General features: G+C 63.1%; 19 protein-coding genes and 1 tRNA gene. 5 read left to right on the top strand and 15 right to left on the bottom strand.

The genetic code is table 11. The features are described from left to right. Nucleotides 1-114 precede the first annotated feature (114 nt). The gene (locus FJ970_RS02100; RefSeq protein WP_140757304.1) at nucleotides 115-819 is read left to right on the top strand and encodes a glutathione S-transferase family protein; all 705 of its coding nucleotides are present in this window, start codon (nucleotides 115-117) and stop codon (nucleotides 817-819) included. A 29-nt stretch (nucleotides 820-848) separates the two neighbouring features. On the opposite strand, the gene FJ970_RS02095 is transcribed toward FJ970_RS02100, so the two are convergent. The 3 genes from FJ970_RS02095 to FJ970_RS02085 all read right to left on the bottom strand — a co-directional run bounded on the left by FJ970_RS02095 (nucleotide 849) and on the right by FJ970_RS02085 (nucleotide 3,145). Further along, nucleotides 849-1,190 carry a hypothetical protein gene (locus FJ970_RS02095; protein ID WP_140757303.1) on the bottom strand — a complete coding sequence of 114 codons (342 nt, stop codon included), beginning with the start codon at nucleotides 1,188-1,190 and terminating at the stop codon, nucleotides 849-851. A 104-nt stretch (nucleotides 1,191-1,294) separates the two neighbouring features. Then, entirely contained in the window at nucleotides 1,295-1,909 is a 615-nt protein-coding gene (locus FJ970_RS02090; RefSeq protein WP_140757302.1) for a nucleoside triphosphate hydrolase, read from the bottom strand. Nucleotides 1,910-2,047: 138 nt separating this feature from the next. Beyond that, nucleotides 2,048-3,145, bottom strand: coding sequence for a hypothetical protein (locus tag FJ970_RS02085; protein WP_140757301.1), 1,098 nt, complete (start codon nucleotides 3,143-3,145; stop codon nucleotides 2,048-2,050). Between the two features lie 323 nt (nucleotides 3,146-3,468). Between FJ970_RS02085 and FJ970_RS02080 the strand changes: the two genes are divergently transcribed. Together FJ970_RS02080 and FJ970_RS02075 are read left to right on the top strand one after the other, a co-directional pair. Continuing rightward, nucleotides 3,469-4,362, top strand: a complete 894-nt coding sequence (locus tag FJ970_RS02080; RefSeq protein ID WP_140757300.1) for a D-alanyl-D-alanine carboxypeptidase family protein — start codon at nucleotides 3,469-3,471, stop codon at nucleotides 4,360-4,362. A 260-nt stretch (nucleotides 4,363-4,622) separates the two neighbouring features. Then, nucleotides 4,623-5,546: a DUF1003 domain-containing protein gene (locus FJ970_RS02075; RefSeq protein WP_140757299.1), complete on the top strand. Its 924-nt coding sequence runs from the start codon at nucleotides 4,623-4,625 to the stop codon at nucleotides 5,544-5,546. Between the two features lie 101 nt (nucleotides 5,547-5,647). On the opposite strand, the gene xth is transcribed toward FJ970_RS02075, so the two are convergent. From xth to FJ970_RS02055, 4 genes are all read right to left on the bottom strand, one after another. Then, nucleotides 5,648-6,421, bottom strand: coding sequence for an exodeoxyribonuclease III (xth, locus tag FJ970_RS02070; RefSeq protein WP_140757298.1), 774 nt, complete (start codon nucleotides 6,419-6,421; stop codon nucleotides 5,648-5,650). 291 nt (nucleotides 6,422-6,712) lie between these two features. Continuing rightward, a complete protein-coding gene (locus FJ970_RS02065) occupies nucleotides 6,713-6,994 on the bottom strand; it encodes a hypothetical protein (RefSeq protein ID WP_140757296.1) in 282 nt (93 codons plus the stop codon). Next, a complete protein-coding gene (locus FJ970_RS02060; protein WP_140757294.1) occupies nucleotides 6,991-7,326 on the bottom strand; it encodes a hypothetical protein in 336 nt (111 codons plus the stop codon). The genes FJ970_RS02065 and FJ970_RS02060 overlap by 4 nt, the downstream gene beginning before the upstream one ends. Nucleotides 7,327-7,648: 322 nt before the next feature. Next, nucleotides 7,649-8,035: a c-type cytochrome gene (locus FJ970_RS02055; RefSeq protein WP_140757292.1), complete on the bottom strand. Its 387-nt coding sequence runs from the start codon at nucleotides 8,033-8,035 to the stop codon at nucleotides 7,649-7,651. A 327-nt stretch (nucleotides 8,036-8,362) separates the two neighbouring features. Here FJ970_RS02055 and FJ970_RS02050 point away from each other — a divergent pair, with 327 nt between their 5' ends. Next, nucleotides 8,363-9,205 carry a DUF2189 domain-containing protein gene (locus tag FJ970_RS02050; protein WP_140757290.1) on the top strand — a complete coding sequence of 281 codons (843 nt, stop codon included), beginning with the start codon at nucleotides 8,363-8,365 and terminating at the stop codon, nucleotides 9,203-9,205. A gap of 49 nt (nucleotides 9,206-9,254) precedes the next feature. Here the strand turns inward: FJ970_RS02050 and FJ970_RS02045 are convergent, their stop codons facing one another. The 6 genes from FJ970_RS02045 to FJ970_RS02020 form a co-directional block, all read right to left on the bottom strand. Continuing rightward, nucleotides 9,255-9,725: an aminoacyl-tRNA deacylase gene (locus FJ970_RS02045; RefSeq protein ID WP_140757288.1), complete on the bottom strand. Its 471-nt coding sequence runs from the start codon at nucleotides 9,723-9,725 to the stop codon at nucleotides 9,255-9,257. A 104-nt stretch (nucleotides 9,726-9,829) separates the two neighbouring features. Next, nucleotides 9,830-10,210, bottom strand: a complete 381-nt coding sequence (locus tag FJ970_RS02040; RefSeq protein WP_140757286.1) for a cytochrome C oxidase subunit IV family protein — start codon at nucleotides 10,208-10,210, stop codon at nucleotides 9,830-9,832. A gap of 9 nt (nucleotides 10,211-10,219) precedes the next feature. Further along, nucleotides 10,220-10,942: a heme-copper oxidase subunit III family protein gene (locus tag FJ970_RS02035; protein WP_140757284.1), complete on the bottom strand. Its 723-nt coding sequence runs from the start codon at nucleotides 10,940-10,942 to the stop codon at nucleotides 10,220-10,222. Between the two features lie 54 nt (nucleotides 10,943-10,996). Continuing rightward, nucleotides 10,997-11,701 carry a cytochrome c oxidase subunit 3 gene (locus tag FJ970_RS02030; RefSeq protein WP_140757282.1) on the bottom strand — a complete coding sequence of 235 codons (705 nt, stop codon included), beginning with the start codon at nucleotides 11,699-11,701 and terminating at the stop codon, nucleotides 10,997-10,999. Next, nucleotides 11,698-13,473 (bottom strand): cbb3-type cytochrome c oxidase subunit I, encoded by a 1,776-nt coding sequence (locus FJ970_RS02025; RefSeq protein ID WP_140757280.1) that lies wholly within the window; start codon nucleotides 13,471-13,473, stop codon nucleotides 11,698-11,700. The genes FJ970_RS02030 and FJ970_RS02025 overlap by 4 nt, the downstream gene beginning before the upstream one ends. A 54-nt stretch (nucleotides 13,474-13,527) precedes the next feature. Then, entirely contained in the window at nucleotides 13,528-14,373 is an 846-nt protein-coding gene (locus FJ970_RS02020; RefSeq protein ID WP_140757278.1) for a cytochrome c oxidase subunit II, read from the bottom strand. 462 nt (nucleotides 14,374-14,835) lie between these two features. On the opposite strand from FJ970_RS02020, the gene FJ970_RS02015 reads away from it, so the two are divergent. Beyond that, nucleotides 14,836-14,912: transfer RNA gene (locus FJ970_RS02015), tRNA-Arg, on the top strand. 88 nt (nucleotides 14,913-15,000) lie between these two features. On the opposite strand, the gene FJ970_RS02010 is transcribed toward FJ970_RS02015, so the two are convergent. Beyond that, on the bottom strand, nucleotides 15,001-16,659 hold the full coding sequence (locus tag FJ970_RS02010; protein ID WP_140757276.1) for an FAD-binding dehydrogenase: 1,659 nt from the start codon (nucleotides 16,657-16,659) through the stop codon (nucleotides 15,001-15,003). A gap of 96 nt (nucleotides 16,660-16,755) precedes the next feature. Then, the gene (locus FJ970_RS02005) at nucleotides 16,756-17,742 is read right to left on the bottom strand and encodes a Gfo/Idh/MocA family protein (RefSeq protein ID WP_140757274.1); all 987 of its coding nucleotides are present in this window, start codon (nucleotides 17,740-17,742) and stop codon (nucleotides 16,756-16,758) included. Nucleotides 17,743-17,749: the final 7 nt, after the last annotated feature.

Genomic DNA, 17,749 nt, shown 5'->3' with positions numbered 1-17,749 from the left:
TGGTGAAAGCGTCGCCGCCATATTGATCCCATCCGACCGCAGCCCTAGCTAATTCTTGGCAGACCCGCCGACCCCGCGCCGCTTGGCGCAAATCCCCCCGCTCAGGAGTTCTCGATGGCCGACTTGTCCGCCTTTCCGATCGCAACCCGTTGGCCAGCGAAGCATCCGGACCGGATTCAGCTCTATTCGGCAACGACGCCGAACGGAGTGAAGATTTCGATCGCGCTGGAGGAACTCGGCCTGCCCTATGAGCCGCACCTGATCAACATCGGCAAGAACGAGAGCTGGACTCCGGAATTCCTGTCACTCAATCCCAACGGCAAGATTCCGGCGATCATCGATCCCAACGGCCCTGACGGCGCGCCGATCGGCCTGTTCGAATCCGGCGCCATCCTGCTCTACCTCGCTGAAAAGACCGGCCTGCTCATCCCAGCGGATGGAGCGCGGCGTTACGAAACGATCCAGTGGGTCTTCTTCCAGATGGCCTCCGTCGGGCCGATGTTCGGCCAGGTCGGTTTCTTCCACAAATTCGCCGGCCGCGAGATCGCCGACAAGCGGCCGCTGGAGCGTTACCGCGACGAATCGCGCCGCCTGCTCGGCGTTCTCGACGTCAGGCTGAAGGGCCGCAAGTGGATCATGGACAATGACTACACCATCGCCGACATCTCGCTGCTCGGCTGGGTGCGCAACCTGATCGGCTTTTACGAGGCGCGCGATCTGGTCGGCTTCGATGATTTCACCAATCTGGCAGCGTGGCTGGAGCGCGGCCTGGCGCGGCCGGCAGTGCAGAAGGGCCTGACCATTCCGGCGCGGAGCTGAACCCCGCCGGCCCGACGGGGAACGCGGCCCTACTTTGCTTTCGCCTTGGATCCGCCCTTGCCGACCACGGAGGCGGCGAGGGACGCCACGCCTCGCGCCGTGGCTACGACCGCTCCAGCGGCAATGTTGGCCGCCGTGCGAACCTTCGAGCCGCCTGCGGCCGGCTTCCTCGTTTGGGCTGTCCTGGCAGCCGCTTTCGGCGCGGTCACTTTCGGCGCGCCGCCTGGTACGACTTTCTTCGGCGGCGCCTTGCCGAAGGCCTTTGTATCCTTGGAGCGCTGGGCGACCGCCGGGCCGGCGCCGGCTGTCGATTGCGGCGCCTTCGGTTGGGCTGACTTGCCCCTGGCGGGCTTTTTTGCTTTGGTTGCCATCGGACGGAATCCCTCTTCTGGCATGATTGCCTGGTCGGGATAACGCCTTGTAAGTCTTAAGGTTCCCGTCGAAAAATACCGAAAATTAAACAGGTTGATCGAGATTAAACCCCAATGACCAGGTCGGCCGCCCGGCGCCGTGCCAGCACGCGTTCGATGTTGGGCATGTCGTTGGAGGCGATCCAGGCGCGCGCGTCGGCTTCGGAACGGCCATGCTCGTGCCAGCGTTCCATCAGGCGGCGTTCGAGCTCATTGCGCGGCACGTCGACGAAGATCGAGAAATCGAACAGCGGCGCCAGCCGCGACCAAGGCTCCTCGTCGAGCAACAGGTAATTGCCTTCGACCAGGATGAACTTGGTCTCGGCACCGACGATCGCCGCGGCGGCGCGCGACAATTCCATGTCGCGGTCGAAGACCGGAATGGCGATTTCGGGCTCGCCGGCGCGGATGCGCTTCAGAAGCGCCTCGAAGCCGCCGAAGTCGAACGTGTCGGGCGCGCCCTTTCGCGCGCGCAGGCCGCGCGCGTCGAGCACGATATCGTCATAGTGGAAGCCATCCATGGGCACGACTTCCACAGCGCCTTCCGGCAAAAGGTCATGCAGGCTTGCCGATAATGTCGATTTGCCGGCGCCCGGCGGTCCGGCGATGGCGACGATGAAGCGCTTCGCCTTGCCGGCGCGCTTGAAGATGGTGGCGGCGAGGTGGGCGATTTCGGACATTTTGGCTCCTTCCGCACGATTTCAGACGCATCTTGTCGGCGGTCGCTGGAAATTTCAAACCGCGATTTGCACGATTTAGAGCGAACAGGCGTGGAAGTCAGCGCTGGCGAATGCGATTAATCCTTACGGCTTTGCCCTTCAGCGTGCCGCTGGCAGGCCGATGCGCAGGAATTCGCTGTCGAACGGGACCTCCGATGCCGCCGCGCCAGCCAACCGCAGACGGCCATCCGCCGTGGTGATCTCCCGTGGTGGCTCGCCGCCCGACAGCGGTAACGCGCCGATGACATGGCGGAACGAGACGCCGCGGTCCTCGTCAAGCGCGAATGCCGTCGCCACGCCTTCGCGCTTCAGCCAGTTGTCGCCGAGCGAGGCGGCGTGGCCAATCGCCGTGCGCCCATCCTCGATGCCGAGCACACCGAGATGGCGGCCGCTCCACGGCGCGTAGTCGCGCCCGCCATTGCTGAACCACAGCATGGTGACCGGCAGTTCGGCCGGGTTCTTCAGCACCAGCACCAGATCGTCCTCGGCGTGGCGGGCAAGCGCGGTCCAGCCCGGGCCGCCATGGTCGGCCTCGACCAGAGTGAGGAAATCCTCGCGCCGGTGCTCTATGCGGTAGTTCGTGAGATCCAGCGTGCCGCCGCCGGCAGCGGGAAAATGCGCGAGGTCGGACGACCGCGCCGGATACGCCAGCATGAAGCGGCCGCGCCCGGGGTCCGGCTCCAGCGGATCGGCCGGGGTGGCGGCAAACCGCTTCGGCGAGAACGCCAGCCTGCCGCCGCCTTTCATCGCCGTCATCGGGTGGTGGGCGACCGAGATCGCGCCGGACCCGCCGGAAAACACATGTTCCTGGTAGAGAAAGGGATGGTCGTCGCGCAGCGTGAAAATCTTGTCGACGCCGGCACCCATCACCTTGTGGCGCAGCCGGAGGACGGCGCGCCATCCGCCATCCGTGGCGCCGCTGTCGACCACATCCCAGGCACTGTTCGCCGGCCAGCCATGCAGCGGCGCCTCCTCGACATCGCTGCGCGAAAACGGCGCGCAGAGAAAGTCGCCGGAGAGCCGGACGGTGCCCTGCGGCAGGTCAGGAGGCAGCATCTCGCCGGCGTCGACCCAGGGTGCGCGGTGCAGTGGCCGCAAGCGGCGCCCGTTACTTTCAATGACCATGTCGGCGATGTGGCCGACCGTGAGGTCGAGCGAAACCGAGATGCCCTTGGCGTTGATCGTGACTGTATCCATGGTGCTCTCACCCGAATCTGACGGTGCGAACAGAACCCGTTCCGTGTGGATTGCGCAAGCGCAGCGTCAGGCATTTTGCATCAGGGTGGAGGGATGTATTGTCGAACGTGAAGCAGATTTCCTTTCGGGACTAGCGCCCTACGAAGCCCCTCTCCGGCCGCTACGCGGCCACTTCTCCCCCGCCTTCGGCAGGGCGAGGAAACACAGGTCGTGCCGCACTCGACATTCCCAGGCCTAACCGGCATTAACCAAATGGACGCATCCGCCGCGTTACGTTAGCTTCGCCTTATCTCAGCAACAGCATTGCCAGAACAGTCCAGCCCTTGTCCTTTTCGCGTCTCTTTCCGCTCTTCCAGAAAATCCTGGCTGCCCTCACCCTGGCGGCCATGGTTGCCGGCTGCTCGACCATAACCCCGCCCGACAGCGTGTTGGCCGTTCCGGCACCGCCGCAGAAATACGCGGCCATCGTCGTCGATGGACGGAGCGGCAAGCAGCTGTTCGAGGTCAATTCGACGGCGCAGCGCTATCCGGCGTCGCTGACCAAGATGATGACGCTCTATCTGCTGTTCGAGGCGATGGAGACGGGCCGCGTCACCAAGGAGACGCAGATCCCGGTTTCCGACCACGCCGCCTCGCAGCCGCCGACCAAGATGCGCTTCCGGCGCGGCGAGACGATCGACGTCGATTCCGCCATCCGCGCCATCGTCGTCAAATCGGCCAATGACGTGGCGGTGGCGGTGGGCGAATATCTCGGCGGCTCGGAGGACCAGTTCGCCGCCATGATGACCTCCAAGGCGCGCCAGCTCGGCATGAGCAGCACCACCTTCCGCAACGCGTCGGGCCTGCCCGACGACGGCCAGATGACGACCGCGCACGACATGGCGGTGCTCGGCATGTCGTTGCAGCGACGCTTCCCGCAGCACTTCCACTATTTCTCCGAAAGCGACTTCATGTTCCGCGGCAGGCTGGTACGCGGCCACAACGACATGCTCGGTCGCGTGCGCGGCGTCAACGGCATCAAGACCGGCTATATCAGGGCCTCCGGCTTCAACATCGTCACCTCCTACGACGCCGACGGCCGCCAGTTGATCGTGGTAGTGATGGGCGCCGACAGCGCCCGCCAGCGCAACGACCATGTCGAAGCGCTGATCCAGCGCAGCCTGTCGCCCACCATGGCCGACACCAAAACCAGGCTGATGTTCGCCGAACAGCAGTGAGGTGGGGAGCCTCCCCATCTCTTCGTCATCCACGGCGGAGCAAGGAGCGAAGCGATGTGGCGCAGACCCGAGGATCCATGCCGCGACCTCGGGGCGCCGCGACGGTGCGGATCCTGCTCCGCTGCACCCCGCAGCCGGCTATTGTCTTGCGACTGTCACGCAATCGTGCGGAAGACGTGGCATAGGCTGCGGAATCCGATGGTGGATATGCCCCACCGCGATGGCGTATTCTAAACTAAGCACGACAGCAGGAGCCCATCATGAGCACCGTTCCCAAGGCATCCGAGCAGAAGTCGGCCGACAATGAGAACGACAGCGGCGGCGAATATTTCGAGGCGCCGACCACCGAAGCGGATCTGCACGGCGTTTCCGACGAGCATTTCGATACGCCCGAAGTGCCGGATTCCGAACCGTCAGGGCCTGGCACATCGCGGCTGAAGCCGAAGAAAAAGCCATCGGCGATCTCGGGCCGCAAATTCCGCAAGCGCGACCTTGTGCGCATCGATACGCTGCGCCCGAGTCTCGCCGACCGCATTCACTCGGACCACCCCGACCTGCCCAAGGGCGCCCGCATCAGCCGCGAGGAGCTCGGCCGCTACCGCATGCGCTACATGGAGGAGCTGCTGCAGCAGGAGCACGGCGAATTCTCCGAGCTCGACCGCCAGGTGGTGGAATCGATCGCCCGGCAGGACACGATTTCGGAAAACAGCGAAGAAGAATTCGAGGAGCACCGGACGTTCGCCGACCGCGTCTCCGACGGCATGGCCGCCTTCGGCGGCAGCTGGTGGTTCCTGATCTCGTTCGGCAGCGTGCTTCTGGTGTGGATCGGCATCAACCTGTTCGAAGGCACGACCGGCGCCTTCGATCCCTACCCCTTCATCCTGCTGAACCTGCTGCTCTCCTGCATCGCCGCCATCCAGGCGCCGATCATCATGATGAGCCAGAAGCGCCAGGAGGTGAAGGACCGCCTGCGCTCCTTCAACGACTACCGCGTCAACCTCAAGGCCGAGCTCGAAGTGCGCCATCTGCACGAAAAACTCGACTACCTGATCTCGCGCCAATGGACGCGGCTGGCGGAGATGCAGCAGATGCAGCTCGATGCCATGCACGAGCTGGCGAGTGCGAAGAAGGCGAAGCGGGCGACGCGCGCACGGCGGCCGGTGAAGAGCCCGGCGGGGGAGTGAGGGGCGGTGCCGCGCAGCGGACGAGGCCTCTACCACCAAACCCCGACCACTCTAACTCTTTGCGTTACGCAAACGCATAATTCCTGTAATTGCTTTAGTACTCAATCGAGCTCGATCCAAGCTGGCGCATGGTCGCTTGGCTTCTCCCAGGCGCGCAATTCGACGTCCACCCCGGCATTGCGCAGTTTGTCCGAAAGGGAAGGACTCACGAGCAGGTGGTCCATTCGGAGGCCGGAACTTCGATCGTAGCCGCCCCGGTATGAGAAGTTCCAGTATGTGTAGATGCCCTTCTCGGGGTGGATGCGCCGGACGGCATCGATCCAACCATTCCCCAGCATTTCGGCGTAGGCTTGCCTGCTCTCCGGAAAGTACACCGCGTCCCCTAGCCATCGTCCGGGCACCACGGCGTCGATTGCGGTTGGAACGACGTTATAGTCGCCGCAGAGAATGCTAGCGCCGTCTGTGACTAGCAGCTGGCCGTAGCTGATCAGGCGATCGAACCAGCGGAGCTTGTAGTCGAATTTTGGACCTGGCGCCGGGTTGCCGTTGGGCAGGTAGAGACAACCCACAACAAGCCCATTCACCTCGGCCTCGATGTAGCGGCTGTGAGTGTCGTCTGGATCCCCGGGCAGACCTCGCCGACGTTCTAGTGGTTTTGTCCCTCGAGCTAGGATAGCTACACCGTTGTAAGACTTCTGCCCGTGCCAGATCGCGCCGTAACCCGCGTCCAGGATCGCATCAGCAGGGAACTTGTCGTCGGATGTCTTTAGCTCTTGAAGGCAGACAATGTCGTACGTGGTTTCACTCAGCCATTTGAGCAGCACCGGCAGGCGGCTGTTGACGCCGTTCACGTTGAACGTTGCGATGCGAGTCATTGGACTTTCCGTAGGCTAGGCAGCGCTTCTCAACGCCGGACCGTTCACTACGATCCCGGTCTAAGTGCAAAATCGGGAGGTTCAACGGAACCGGATGCAGTTGTTTCTTGGCGTCTGACGATCCAATGCCCCTGAGCCAGTCAAATCGGCCCAGGAGGCGCCGTGAGCAACTCGCAAAGGGCGTCCCCCGAAGCAGCCGGGGAGCCAATGGGCCGCTCCGCGTCGGCCGCCATAGAAAAAGGCCGCTCCAACCGAATGCAGATGGAACAGCCTTCTCATGGCATAGCGGTGTTAATAGGCTTTTTTGGATGCCGCGGTCTTCGCGGTGTGCTTCTTGTGCTTCACCGGGCTCTTGTGCTTAACCGGGCACTTGTGCTTCTTCGTCGGCTTGCAAGCCTTCTTGGTCGTAACGTTCTTCGCGTGCGGCTTCGCAGTCGTTGCCGCCTTGGTCATGGTGGTCGTTGCGGTCGCAGCTGGAGCGGTCGTCTTGGTGGCGGCGGCGGTACCGGGAGCTGGCATCGACAAAGCCAGCGCAACGGCGAGACCGAGGGCGGAGAGAAGGGACTTGTTCATGGTTTTTTCTCCTTGCTATGCAGGTCGGTTTTCACTGCATCCGGATCGATCGGCGTCACGCCAAGCAGCTTCACAGCATTTGCGAGCATTCGGATTCCCTGTGCCTGCTTCTTATTGGCGCAGAACCGATTTCCCTTTCTTTGCAGCGCTTTCGCCGCGGTGACCTGCGTTGACGCGGCATGGGTTTCGAGGGCTTCGTCAACTTGGCGGCTGAGATTGGTGCAGCGCTCGGTTCGGGTCGCCGCAACCTTTGCCTCGCCAGCTTCGACCGGACTGGTAGCGAGCGAAATGCCGAGCAACGCACTCATCAAGCTGATCGAGAACCTTTGCATCGCTTGTCGCCAATCCGAACAAGTGCCGCAGTGCGGCAGCCGATGAAACCCTCTCCAGCCAATTCTACGCCCGAACGATTTCTGGAGTTTTTCTGATTTATTTCTGAATTGTGTCTGAGGCCGCGCGCGCGCTTTGCCCCGCGTAAAAACGGAACATCGGGGCGCATTGGGGAGTGTTGCGAAGCCCTTCGAAAAGGTCCGCCCCGATCGCCTCGGGTGCGGCAACTTTCGTATCAGTCTGGCATGAATTCGCTACGGCCTCGGCAAGCATCACCCGCCTCCGAGTCCAGCAAAGGCTCAGGCATCCCAGTTCCGCCAGCCTCTACTGCTTGGCGGCGGCTTCCAGGTAGGCGATCACATTGGCGACGTCGGCATCGTTCGGGAGCCCGGCGAAGGGCATCTTGTTGCCGGGCACCTTTGTCTTCGGCGACTTGATGTATTCAGCGAGATTGGCCTCGTCCCAGACCAGGCCGCCCGCACCTGCCTTCTTCATCGCGTCGGAATATTTTGCCTGGAAGCTCGGCAGCGAACCTGCCTTTCGGCCGATGACGCCATGCAAGGATGGACCGATCTTGTCCCTGTCGGTCGTCGCTTCATGGCAGACCATGCATTTGGTGAAGATCTTCTTGCCGGCGTCGGCATCGCCCGCTGCAAAGGCCGGGGTGGTCGCGATAAATGAAATCGCAAGAAGGGCCGCGTTCAGTCTCATGGCATTCTCCTCCCTCAAATCGGCGCCGTCCGCGCCGTGGATGCTAGCGCATGTCGCCCGAAAGTAACCTCGATTTTGGGACAGCGACATGCATAAAGCTAAAATTAGCGGGTCGCACGCCCCCTTTTCGACCCCACGCGCTTCAATGCCGCGCACGGTAACGCATCAAACGGTATTTAGGTTGCAGACCGGGCGGCCGAACGCGACAAGGCCGGGGAACAATGCTATGATACCGGCGGTGCAGGTCGCGGTTTCGCGTGGCCAGTCACGCAGACGGCAGCACCGAAAACCGCGACCGAACCGGGCCCGATCCTGGAGGGAATGGTCATGGCAAATTTCCATGTCTACGCAGCAGGCACCGGCAGCAAGCTCGAACATCCCGCTATCCGCCGGATAGGGGTTGCGGATGTTTTTGACGCGCTTCGCCGGGGATTTGACGATTTTTGGGAAAAACCTTCGCACTACGTCTTTTTATGCCTGATCTATCCGGTTGCCGGCATCGTGCTGATCACCTGGAGCTCCGGCGGCAACGCGCTTCAGCTCGTCTATCCACTGATGACCGGCTTCGCGCTTCTAGGCCCCTTCGCCGCGCTTGGCCTCTACGAGATCAGCCGCCGGCGCGAACAGCAACTCGACGCGTCGTGGCGACATGCCTTCGACGTCCGAAAATCGCCCGCCATGCCGGCTATCGCCGCTCTCGGGATCATGCTGGGGGTGCTGTTCATCGCCTGGCTGGTAACCGCGCGCGCGCTCTATGCCTACCTCTATGGCGACGCCGCGCCGGCATCGTTCTTCAGCTTTATCGCGGATGTGCTGACCACGCAGCGCGGCTGGACGCTGATCATTCTGGGCAACCTCATCGGTTTTCTGTTTGCCCTTGTCGTGCTCAGCACCACGGTCGTCGCCTTCCCGCTGCTGCTCGACCGCGACATCGGCGCCTACGCGGCTGTCGAGACTTCGGCGCGAGCGGTCATGACGAACCCGGTGCCGCTGCTGCTGTGGGGTCTCATCGTCGCCGTTGCGCTGGGTCTCGGCTCGCTGCCGCTGCTCGTCGGCCTGGCCGTGGTGCTGCCCGTGCTCGGCCATTCGACCTGGCACCTTTACCGCAAGCTGATCGAACCGGCGCCAGCCCCTGCCCCAGCCAAGGCAAAAACACGCAAAGGGAGCTGATCCGACGAAGGAGAGGCGCCCACCCCGTAAAGAGGCGGGCGCTCCTGGTTCACGCCGGATGGCTGAAGCGAGCGACCCGCGCATCCCTCAACAGATTGCGGAAGTCGCCGCCCGTGACATGCACCAGCGTCTTGTGATCGCCGGCTTCGAAATAGACATCGTCTTCGGCGCCAAAGCTTTCGTCGAGAATGACCGGCACGCCATAGGCGGCGCCCAGGGGCGGCACGGCGCCAATGTCGCAGTCGCTGAACACCTCGCCGATTTCATCTTCGGAAGCGAGGCCAAGGCGTCTGTCGACCACGTCCTGCAACGTATTGAACTCGACCCGGTGGCTGCTCGGAACCACCGCCAGCGCATAGCCCATCTCGTGATGGACCAGCACCGATTTGGCGAGTCGTCGGCCCGGAACATGCGCTGCCTGCGCCGTCTGGCTGCTGGTCGCGGTTCGGTGGTGGGCAACGGTATCGTAGGCGATGCCCCTGCCGGCAATATAGTCCTGGAGTTTCCTTGCGATCGTCATCGTAGGCGCCTTTCTGTTGGAGGTGGGACGCGTCTGAGAACGTGGCAACCATTGTCCTCCCGTCATTTTTCCTGTCAACGAAGAAACGCGATCCGACGAGCCGTCTATGGCCCCATGCCGAATGACAGGACACGGGTCAGTTCGGTGTAACCGGACTCGAGAACCATGATCCACACGAACACCAGGATCAGCAGCGGCGGCACCAGGATCGCATAGGCAAGCGCCAGCCGCTCCCAGGCCATGTGCATGAACACGGCGACGATCAGCCCGGCCTTGAGCATCATGAAGGTGATGATCAGGCCCCATCTGAGATGGCCCTGGAGGCCGAAATAGTCGATGCTGTAGGAGCCGGCGCTGAGGATGAACAGCCAGCCCCAGACGACGAGATAGAGCCTGATCGGGTGCTGCTGGCCTTCCGCGTGTCCCACCGCCTGCGAGGGAGCGTGTCCTTGCAGCCCTTGTTCCTGCGCTTCTGCCTGTGCCATCGCTCCACCTCACCAAAGATAGAAGAATGCGAAGATGAATACCCACACCAGATCGACGAAGTGCCAGTAGAGCCCCATGATCTCGACGCTCTCGTACCGGCCGCGCCGGCTGGTGAAGAACCCGCGCGCGCCGGCTTCGAAGTCGCCGCGCCACACCTTGCGCGCGGTGATCAACAGGAAGATCACACCGATGGTCACATGGGTGCCGTGGAACCCGGTGATCATGAAGAAGGATGAACCGAATTGCACGGCGCCCCAGGGATTTCCCCAGGGCCGCACGCCCTCGGTGATGAGCTTCGTCCACTCGAAAGCCTGCATGCCGACGAAGGTCGCACCCAGAGCGGCGGTGAGCAACATCAACGCCGCGGTCTTCCTGCGATCGTGCCGGTAGCCGAAATTGACCGCCATGGCCATCGTGCCGCTCGACGAGATCAGCACGAAGGTCATGATCGCGATCAGGATCAGCGGAATGTCCTGGCCGAACATGTGCAGGGCGAAAACCTCGCTCGGGTTGGGCCAAGGCACCGTCGTCGACATGCGCGCGGTCATGTAGGACAACAGGAAGCAGCCAAAGATGAACGTGTCGCTGAGCAGGAAGATCCACATCATGGCCTTGCCCCAGGAGACGTTCTTGAACGCCCTCTGGTCGGATGACCAGTCGGCCGCGATGCCGCGCAGGCCTGGCGGCCGCGGAGCGACCGGTGCGGCGTGTTGCAGCGTGGTTTCGGCCATGAGCATTTCCTCCTTGGGTATGGCCTCCGTGGGTACGGCCCGGCGCGCGGCCGTCTAGGTCAAGAGCCCCCGGCAGATGTCGATCACGTTATCCGCCCAGCCCATGAGCACGCAAAAAAGCACCAGCCAGACGGCAAGCAGGATGTGCCAGTATATCGCGCAGAGCTCGGTCGACAGAACGAGGCTTCCGGACCGGACGCCTCGCCATGCGCGCACATTGACCCGGCCGAGCGCCACCAATCCGCCGATGATGTGAAGGCCGTGCATCGCGGTCAGGAGATAGAAGAAGCTGGCAGCCGGGTTCTCTGTCGCGAAATAGCCTTCGGCGGCGAAATCGCGCCAGGCGAGCAATTGCCCAGCCAGAAACGCCAACGATGCCAGGGCGCCGGCGAGAAGGGCAAGTCGGAGATTGTCCAGTTGGGCTTTGTGCGCGGCAGACACCGCGCCTTGCAGCGCCAAGCTCGCCAGCACCAGCATGGCGGTGTTGAGCCACAGCAGCCTCGGAGCCGGAGCGGCCTGCCAGTCGGCATAGTCCATGCGCATGACATAGGCGCTGATCATGAGCGCGAACAGCGCGCCGACCACGGCAAGGAACACGCCGAGCCCGATCTTGGCCGGATGCATGAGCGACGCTTCCGTCTGCGGAAACGCCGTGACCGGCCCGGCCTCGAGCCACGGCTTGGACATCAGCCGCTGGCGCGACAGCCACCAGCCGACAACGCCGGTTACGGCGGCCAGGAAGATCAGGATCGCGATCATGCGGGGCCGCCTTGCGTCAATGGACGCGGATCGTTCTGTGCAATGAAGTCTTCCGGCGCGCCGGGCACGCTATAGTCATAGGCCCAGCGGTAGACCACCGGCAGCTCCTTGCCGAAATTGCCGTGTGGCGGCGGCGTGCCGGCCGTCTGCCACTCGAGCGTCGTCGCCCGCCACGGATTGTCGCCTGCTGGCCGCCCATGACGAATGCTCCACAGCAGGTTGAACAGGAACACCATCTGGGCGAAGCCGACGATCAGCGCGGCCACGGTGATGAACTCGTTCAGCGTATGCACCGAAGGCGGGACGAAGGCCGTATCGCCGAGTTCGGGATAGCGGCGCGGCACGCCGACCAGCCCGATATAGTGCATCGGGAAGAAGATCATGTAGGTACCGATGAAGGTCACCCAGAAGTGGAAGCGGCCCATCGCCTCGTTGAGCATCCGGCCGGTGATCTTGGGGTACCAATGATAGATTGCACCGAATACCACCATGATGGGCGCCACGCCCATCACCATATGAAAATGCGCGACGACGAACATCGTATCCGACAGCGGCACGTCGACCACCACATTGCCGAGGAACAGCCCGGTCAGCCCGCCATTGACGAAGGTGACGATGAAAGAGAGCGCAAACAGCATCGGGATGGTCAGGTGGATGTCGCCGCGCCACAATGTCAGCACCCAATTGTAGACCTTGATGGCGGTGGGGATGGCGATGATCAGCGTGGTGGTGGCGAAGAAGAAGCCGAAATAGGGATGCATGCCCGAGACATACATGTGGTGTGCCCAGACGACGAAGGAGAGCGCGCCGATGCTGACGATCGCCCACACCATCATGCGATAGCCGAAGATGTTCTTGCGCGCATGCGTGCTGATGAGGTCGGAGACGATGCCAAAGGCAGGCAGCGCCACGATGTAGACTTCAGGATGGCCGAAGAACCAGAACAGGTGCTGGAACATGATCGGGCTGCCGCCATCGTGCGGTAGTGGGGTGGTGCCCATTTCCACGATCGCCGGCATGAAGAAACTCGAGCCGATCGCGCGGTCGAACAGCATCATGACGCAGGCGACGAAGAGCGCCGGGAAGGCCAGCAGCGCCATGACCGTGGCGGTGAAAATACCCCAGACGGTCAGCGGCAGGCGCATCAGCGTCATGCCGCGCGTGCGACCCTGAAGCACGGTCACCACATAGTTGAGGCCGCCCATGGTGAAACCGATGATGAACAGGATCAGCGACACGAGCATCAGGATGATGCCCCAATCCTGTCCGCCGGGCGTGCCCGAGGTAATGGCCTGCGGCGGATAGAGCGTCCAACCGGCGCCTGTCGGTCCCCCCGGCGCAAAGAAGCTGCCGACGAGCACCAAAACGGCAAGCAGATAGATCCAGTAGCTCAGCATGTTGACATAGGGAAACACCATGTCGCGCGCGCCGACCATCAACGGAATGAGATAATTGCCGAAGCCGCCAAGGAACAGCGCGGTCAACAGGTAGATCACCATGATCATGCCGTGCATGGTCATGAATTGATAATACATGTCCGGCGAGATGGACGCGAAAGTGTCGGGAAAGCCAAGCTTCAGGCGCATCAGCCAGGACAGCACCAGCGCGACGAGCCCGATGGACAGCGCCGTGCCGGCATATTGGATGGCGATGACCTTGGCATCTTGTGAAAAGACGTATCTCGTCCACCAGCTGTGCGGGTGATAGAGTTCCACCTCCGCCACTTCCGCGGCCGGAATGAAATCTGCTCCATGAGGCGTGACGTCGACCATCCCTGAACCTCTCCGCTCTTTCCGGTCCTCCTCGGGGCCGGTTTCATCGATGCCTTACTCTGCCTTCGCCCGTGCCGTCGCCGGCGCAGCAAGCACGCCCACCTTGGCGGGTGCCGACATCTGGGCAAAGGTCGACTGCTGCTGCAGCCAGGCCAGATAATCCTCTGGGGTGTCGACCTTCACGACGCCACGCATGAAGGCGTGACCGACGCCGCAAAGCTCGGCGCAAAGAACTTCGAAACTCCCTGTCTTGGTGGGGGTGAACCAGAAATAGGTGACAGTGCCGGGAACCATGTCCATCTTGGCGCGGAACTCCGGCACGTAAAAATCGTGCAGCACGTCGATCGAGCGCAGCAACACCTTGACCGGCTTGCCGATCGGCAGATGCAGATCGGTCGCCACGACCACGACATCATCCTGACCGTTCGGGTCCTGCGGGTTGATGCCAAGCGGGTTCTCGGAACCGATGAGCCGGGCGTTCGAGGTGCCAAGCTTGCCGTCCGCGCCGGGCAAGCGGAAGCTCCATTGCCATTGCTGCGCAACGACCTCGATCTCGGTCGCGTCCTTGGGAACGGTGACGAACTGGCTCCACACGAACAGCCCGGGCGCCAGCAATGCCGCGACGCCGACAGCGGTGACCACGGTCAGCCAGGATTCGAGCTTCCTACTTTCGGGCTCGTAGTGCGCCTTCTGCCCTTCCTTGTGCCGGAAGCGGTACACGCAATATGCCATGAACAGCACGACAGCGGAGAAGACCGTCCCGGTGATCCAGAACGTGATGACGAGAGTGCTGTCGATATAGCCCCAGTTGGAGGCTATCGGCGTCCACCACCAAGGGCTCAGCACATGGAACAGCACCGAGCCGACGACAATCAGAACGAGTACGAGCACAACGGCCATCCTCGGTTCCTCCCGGCGTTCCGAGGGACTCTGTCCCGCAGGAAGGCCGCGCCCATTATGCGCGACTTACTTCGGAAATACTAGGGCACGTGGCTGGCGGGGGGAACGTCATACTTTGCGGGGGCGACGCGCGCGCGACGGACGGTGGAGAGCGAGGCGGGGCAGTGAGGGACAGCGCGGATCGACCGGACGAAGCGGGCTGCCGGCGCCGTCGGAAAGGCTCGGGTCCTCGCCCCGCAGAGTGGGCGGTCCGAGGGACGGGCGAGACCCGTGGCTCGCCCCGGCAGGAGGCTCGGCGAAGCGGACATGGAGAGGGGAGCGTCATGCTCGACAGAGTCCTCGCCTTACGAAGGGAAATCTCCAATCCTCAATTGCCCGTTGAAGCCCGCCCCCGCTTCCGCTAAGAAGCCGTGACTTGCCGGTTCACCGGCTGGTTCGTTTTCCGGACCCTTCGTCCTGAAAGCACCCGTAGCTCAGCTGGATAGAGCGCTGCCCTCCGAAGGCAGAGGTCACAGGTTCGAATCCTGTCGGGTGCGCCAAATCCTTGAACTGCAGTTCGTCGGTTGCGCCGTCGATAGCACCGGCTTTGCCATGCTCGGCCGGCCGTCGACTCACGCCGCTGCCGTCTCACCCCACCGACCGCGCAGCCGCCCGGCCGGCGCCGCGGCCCGAGAAAATGCAACCACCCAGGAACGTGCCTTCGAGCGCCGCGTAGCCATGCACGCCGCCGCCGCCGAAACCGGCGGCTTCGCCGACGGCATAGAGGCCCGGCACCGGCTGGCCGTCGGTATCAAGCACGCGGCCGTCGAGATCGGTCTGCAGGCCGCCCAGCGTCTTGCGGGTCAGGATGTTGAGGCGCACCGCGATCAGCGGTCCGTTCGCCGGGTCGAGCATCTTGTGCGGCTTTGCCGTGCGGATCAGCCGGTCGCCGAGATAGGCCCGCGCCCCGCGCAGCGCGGTGATCTGCATGTCCTTGGAGAACGGGTTGTCGAGTTGCATGTCACGGGCGCGGATCTCGCGCTCGACCCCTGCAACATCGAGCAGCGGTTCGCCGCCGGCCAGCGCGTTCATGCGGGCGACCAGCTTCGGCAATTCGGTCTCGACGATGAAATCCTCGCCCTTTTCCATGAACGCCTTGACCGGGCCGGGGATGCCCGACGTGGCGCGGCCGAGCACCTGGCGCCAGCTTTTTCCCGTCAGATCGGGGTTCTGTTCGGAGCCCGACAGCGCGAACTCCTTCTGGATGATTTTCTTCGTCAGGATGAACCAGGAATAGTCGAAGCCGGTGCTCATGATGTGGCTGAGTGTGCCCAGCGTGTCGAAGCCGGGATAGAGCGGCACCGGCAGGCGTTTTCCCCGGGCATCGAGCCACAGCGAGGACGGGCCGGGCAGGATGCGGATCGCGTGATCGGTCCAGATCGGCGCCCAGTTCTTGATGCCTTCGACATAGTGCCACATCCGGTCGCGGTTGATGATCGAGCCGCCGGCCTGTTCCGTGATCGCCAGCATGCGGCCGTCGACATGGTCCGGCACGCCGGTGATCATGCGCTTGGGTGCCGAGCCCAGCCGCCTGGGCCAGTTTTCCCGCACCAGCTGATGGTTGCCGCCGATGCCGCCGGAGGCGACGATCACCGCCTGCGCTTGCAATGCGAAATCGCCCGATATTTCGCGCGAGCTCTTGTGGCCACGCTCGACAGTGCTCGGCTGCAGGATATCGCCCTGTACGCCGGTCACGGCTGCACCCGTCCGCGTCAGCGCATTGACCCGGTGACGGAACCTGAAGTCGATCAATCCGCGCTTTTGCGCCTCCCGCACGCGCAGAACAAAAGGTTCGAGGACGCCCGGGCCAGTACCCCAGGTGATGTGGAAGCGCGGCACCGAATTGCCGTGGCCGATGGCATTGCCGCCGCCGCGTTCGGCCCAGCCGACGACAGGAAAGAACTTCAGGCCGCGCTCGATCAGCCAGGAGCGCTTCTCGCCGGCGGCGAAGCCGACATAGGCCTCCGCCCATTTGCGCGGCCAGTGGTCTTCCGGCCGGTCGAAGGCGGCGGTGCCCATCCAGTCCTCGAGCGCCAGATCATGGCAGTCGCGGATGCGCATGCGCCGCTGCTCTGGTGAATCGACGAGGAAAAGCCCGCCGAACGACCAGAACGCCTGGCCGCCCAGCGACTGCTCCGGCTCCTGGTCGACGATGATGATTTTCTTGCCGGCCTCGGCAAGCTCGGCGGCGGCAACCAGCCCGGCAAGGCCGGCGCCGACAATGATCACGTCCGCGTCGTCAGCCATTTTTCATCCAGTTAACCGGCTAAGCAAACAATTCGAGGCGGTTTTCCCGGGAAAAGCGCGTAGCGCTTTCCCTAGGGAATTGCGTCAGACAATGGCTCAGACGGCCTCCCAGCCGCCTGTGTCGCCGGCGCGGAAGATTGCGTCGATGACTTTCTGGTTGAGCACGGATTCTTCGAGCGTGAAGACCCGCTCCTTGCCGCCCTGTGCCGCCCGCGCGAAGGTCTCGACCTCGAGCCTGTACTGCTGTGTCCCGGGGAAGCGGAACACCTGGGCCTCGGTGTGGTTCTGGTTGTGCAGTTCGACGCGGTGATGGTCGTACAGCCCGGCGTTGAAGGGCGAGAACACTTCGATGAAACCCTTCTCGCCGTGGAACACCATCACCTGGCGCGCCGCCATCTGGGTCGACAGGTAGAAAGACAGTTCGAAATCGCCGAAATCGGCGCGGATCGAGGAATAGATGTCGGTGCCGAATGTCTTGTCGCGCTCGATCGTCGCCTGCACGCGCAGCGGCTCCTTGCCGGTCGAAAAGCGCGTCGACACGGTCGGGTAGACGCCGATGTCGGGCAGCGCGCCGCCACCCAGGTCGAGCTTGTTGCGCATATTGTCGGGGTCGACATTGTAGTAGGAGAAAGCGCCCTGCACATGGCGCAGCCGGCCGATGGCGCCGCTGGCGATGAGATCACGCACCTTGACCCATTGCGGATGGTAGATGACCATGAAAGCTTCGCAGGCCAGCACCTTCTTCTGGTCGCGCAGCTTTATCAGCGGCGCGATGTCCCTGGCGTCGAGCGCCAGCGGCTTTTCGACCAGCACATGCTTGCCGGCTTCGATGGCCTTGGCCGTCCATTCGACGTGTTGCGAGGTAGGCAGCGGGATATAGACGCCGTCGACCTCGTCGGAAGCGAGCAGGTCCTCATAGGAGCCGAAGGCATGGCGCGCGCCGAAGCGGTCTCCCAATGCCTTGGCCTTCGACAGGTCGCGGCTGGCGATCGCCGACAGCACGCCGTTCTCCGCCTCGACGATCGCCGGCAACAACTGCTCGCGGCCGATCTTGGCCGTCGACAACACACCCCATCGGAACATCACGCTT

Source organism: Mesorhizobium sp. B2-1-8 (assembly GCF_006442545.2).
Classification (GTDB): domain Bacteria; phylum Pseudomonadota; class Alphaproteobacteria; order Rhizobiales; family Rhizobiaceae; genus Mesorhizobium.
This window is presented reverse-complemented; position numbering and strand designations above follow the sequence as displayed.

Bases quoted from the DNA above. Each gene is read 5' to 3' on its own strand.
- FJ970_RS02035 (WP_140757284.1), bottom strand. From the start codon at position 10,942: ATGGCCGAAACCACGCTGCAACACGCCGCACCGGTCGCTCCGCGGCCG.
- FJ970_RS02010 (WP_140757276.1), bottom strand. From the start codon at position 16,659: ATGGCTGACGACGCGGACGTGATCATTGTCGGCGCCGGCCTTGCCGGG.
- FJ970_RS02100 (WP_140757304.1), top strand. From the start codon at position 115: ATGGCCGACTTGTCCGCCTTTCCGATCGCAACCCGTTGGCCAGCGAAG.
- FJ970_RS02075 (WP_140757299.1), top strand. From the start codon at position 4,623: ATGAGCACCGTTCCCAAGGCATCCGAGCAGAAGTCGGCCGACAATGAG.
- xth (WP_140757298.1), bottom strand. From the start codon at position 6,421: ATGACTCGCATCGCAACGTTCAACGTGAACGGCGTCAACAGCCGCCTG.
- FJ970_RS02055 (WP_140757292.1), bottom strand. From the start codon at position 8,035: ATGAGACTGAACGCGGCCCTTCTTGCGATTTCATTTATCGCGACCACC.
- FJ970_RS02060 (WP_140757294.1), bottom strand. From the start codon at position 7,326: ATGCAAAGGTTCTCGATCAGCTTGATGAGTGCGTTGCTCGGCATTTCG.
- FJ970_RS02005 (WP_140757274.1), bottom strand. From the start codon at position 17,742: ATGTTCCGATGGGGTGTGTTGTCGACGGCCAAGATCGGCCGCGAGCAG.
- FJ970_RS02090 (WP_140757302.1), bottom strand. From the start codon at position 1,909: ATGTCCGAAATCGCCCACCTCGCCGCCACCATCTTCAAGCGCGCCGGC.
- FJ970_RS02065 (WP_140757296.1), bottom strand. From the start codon at position 6,994: ATGAACAAGTCCCTTCTCTCCGCCCTCGGTCTCGCCGTTGCGCTGGCT.
- FJ970_RS02095 (WP_140757303.1), bottom strand. From the start codon at position 1,190: ATGGCAACCAAAGCAAAAAAGCCCGCCAGGGGCAAGTCAGCCCAACCG.
- FJ970_RS02020 (WP_140757278.1), bottom strand. From the start codon at position 14,373: ATGGCCGTTGTGCTCGTACTCGTTCTGATTGTCGTCGGCTCGGTGCTG.
- FJ970_RS02045 (WP_140757288.1), bottom strand. From the start codon at position 9,725: ATGACGATCGCAAGGAAACTCCAGGACTATATTGCCGGCAGGGGCATC.
- FJ970_RS02030 (WP_140757282.1), bottom strand. From the start codon at position 11,701: ATGATCGCGATCCTGATCTTCCTGGCCGCCGTAACCGGCGTTGTCGGC.
- FJ970_RS02050 (WP_140757290.1), top strand. From the start codon at position 8,363: ATGGCAAATTTCCATGTCTACGCAGCAGGCACCGGCAGCAAGCTCGAA.
- FJ970_RS02085 (WP_140757301.1), bottom strand. From the start codon at position 3,145: ATGGATACAGTCACGATCAACGCCAAGGGCATCTCGGTTTCGCTCGAC.
- FJ970_RS02040 (WP_140757286.1), bottom strand. From the start codon at position 10,210: ATGGCACAGGCAGAAGCGCAGGAACAAGGGCTGCAAGGACACGCTCCC.
- FJ970_RS02025 (WP_140757280.1), bottom strand. From the start codon at position 13,473: ATGGTCGACGTCACGCCTCATGGAGCAGATTTCATTCCGGCCGCGGAA.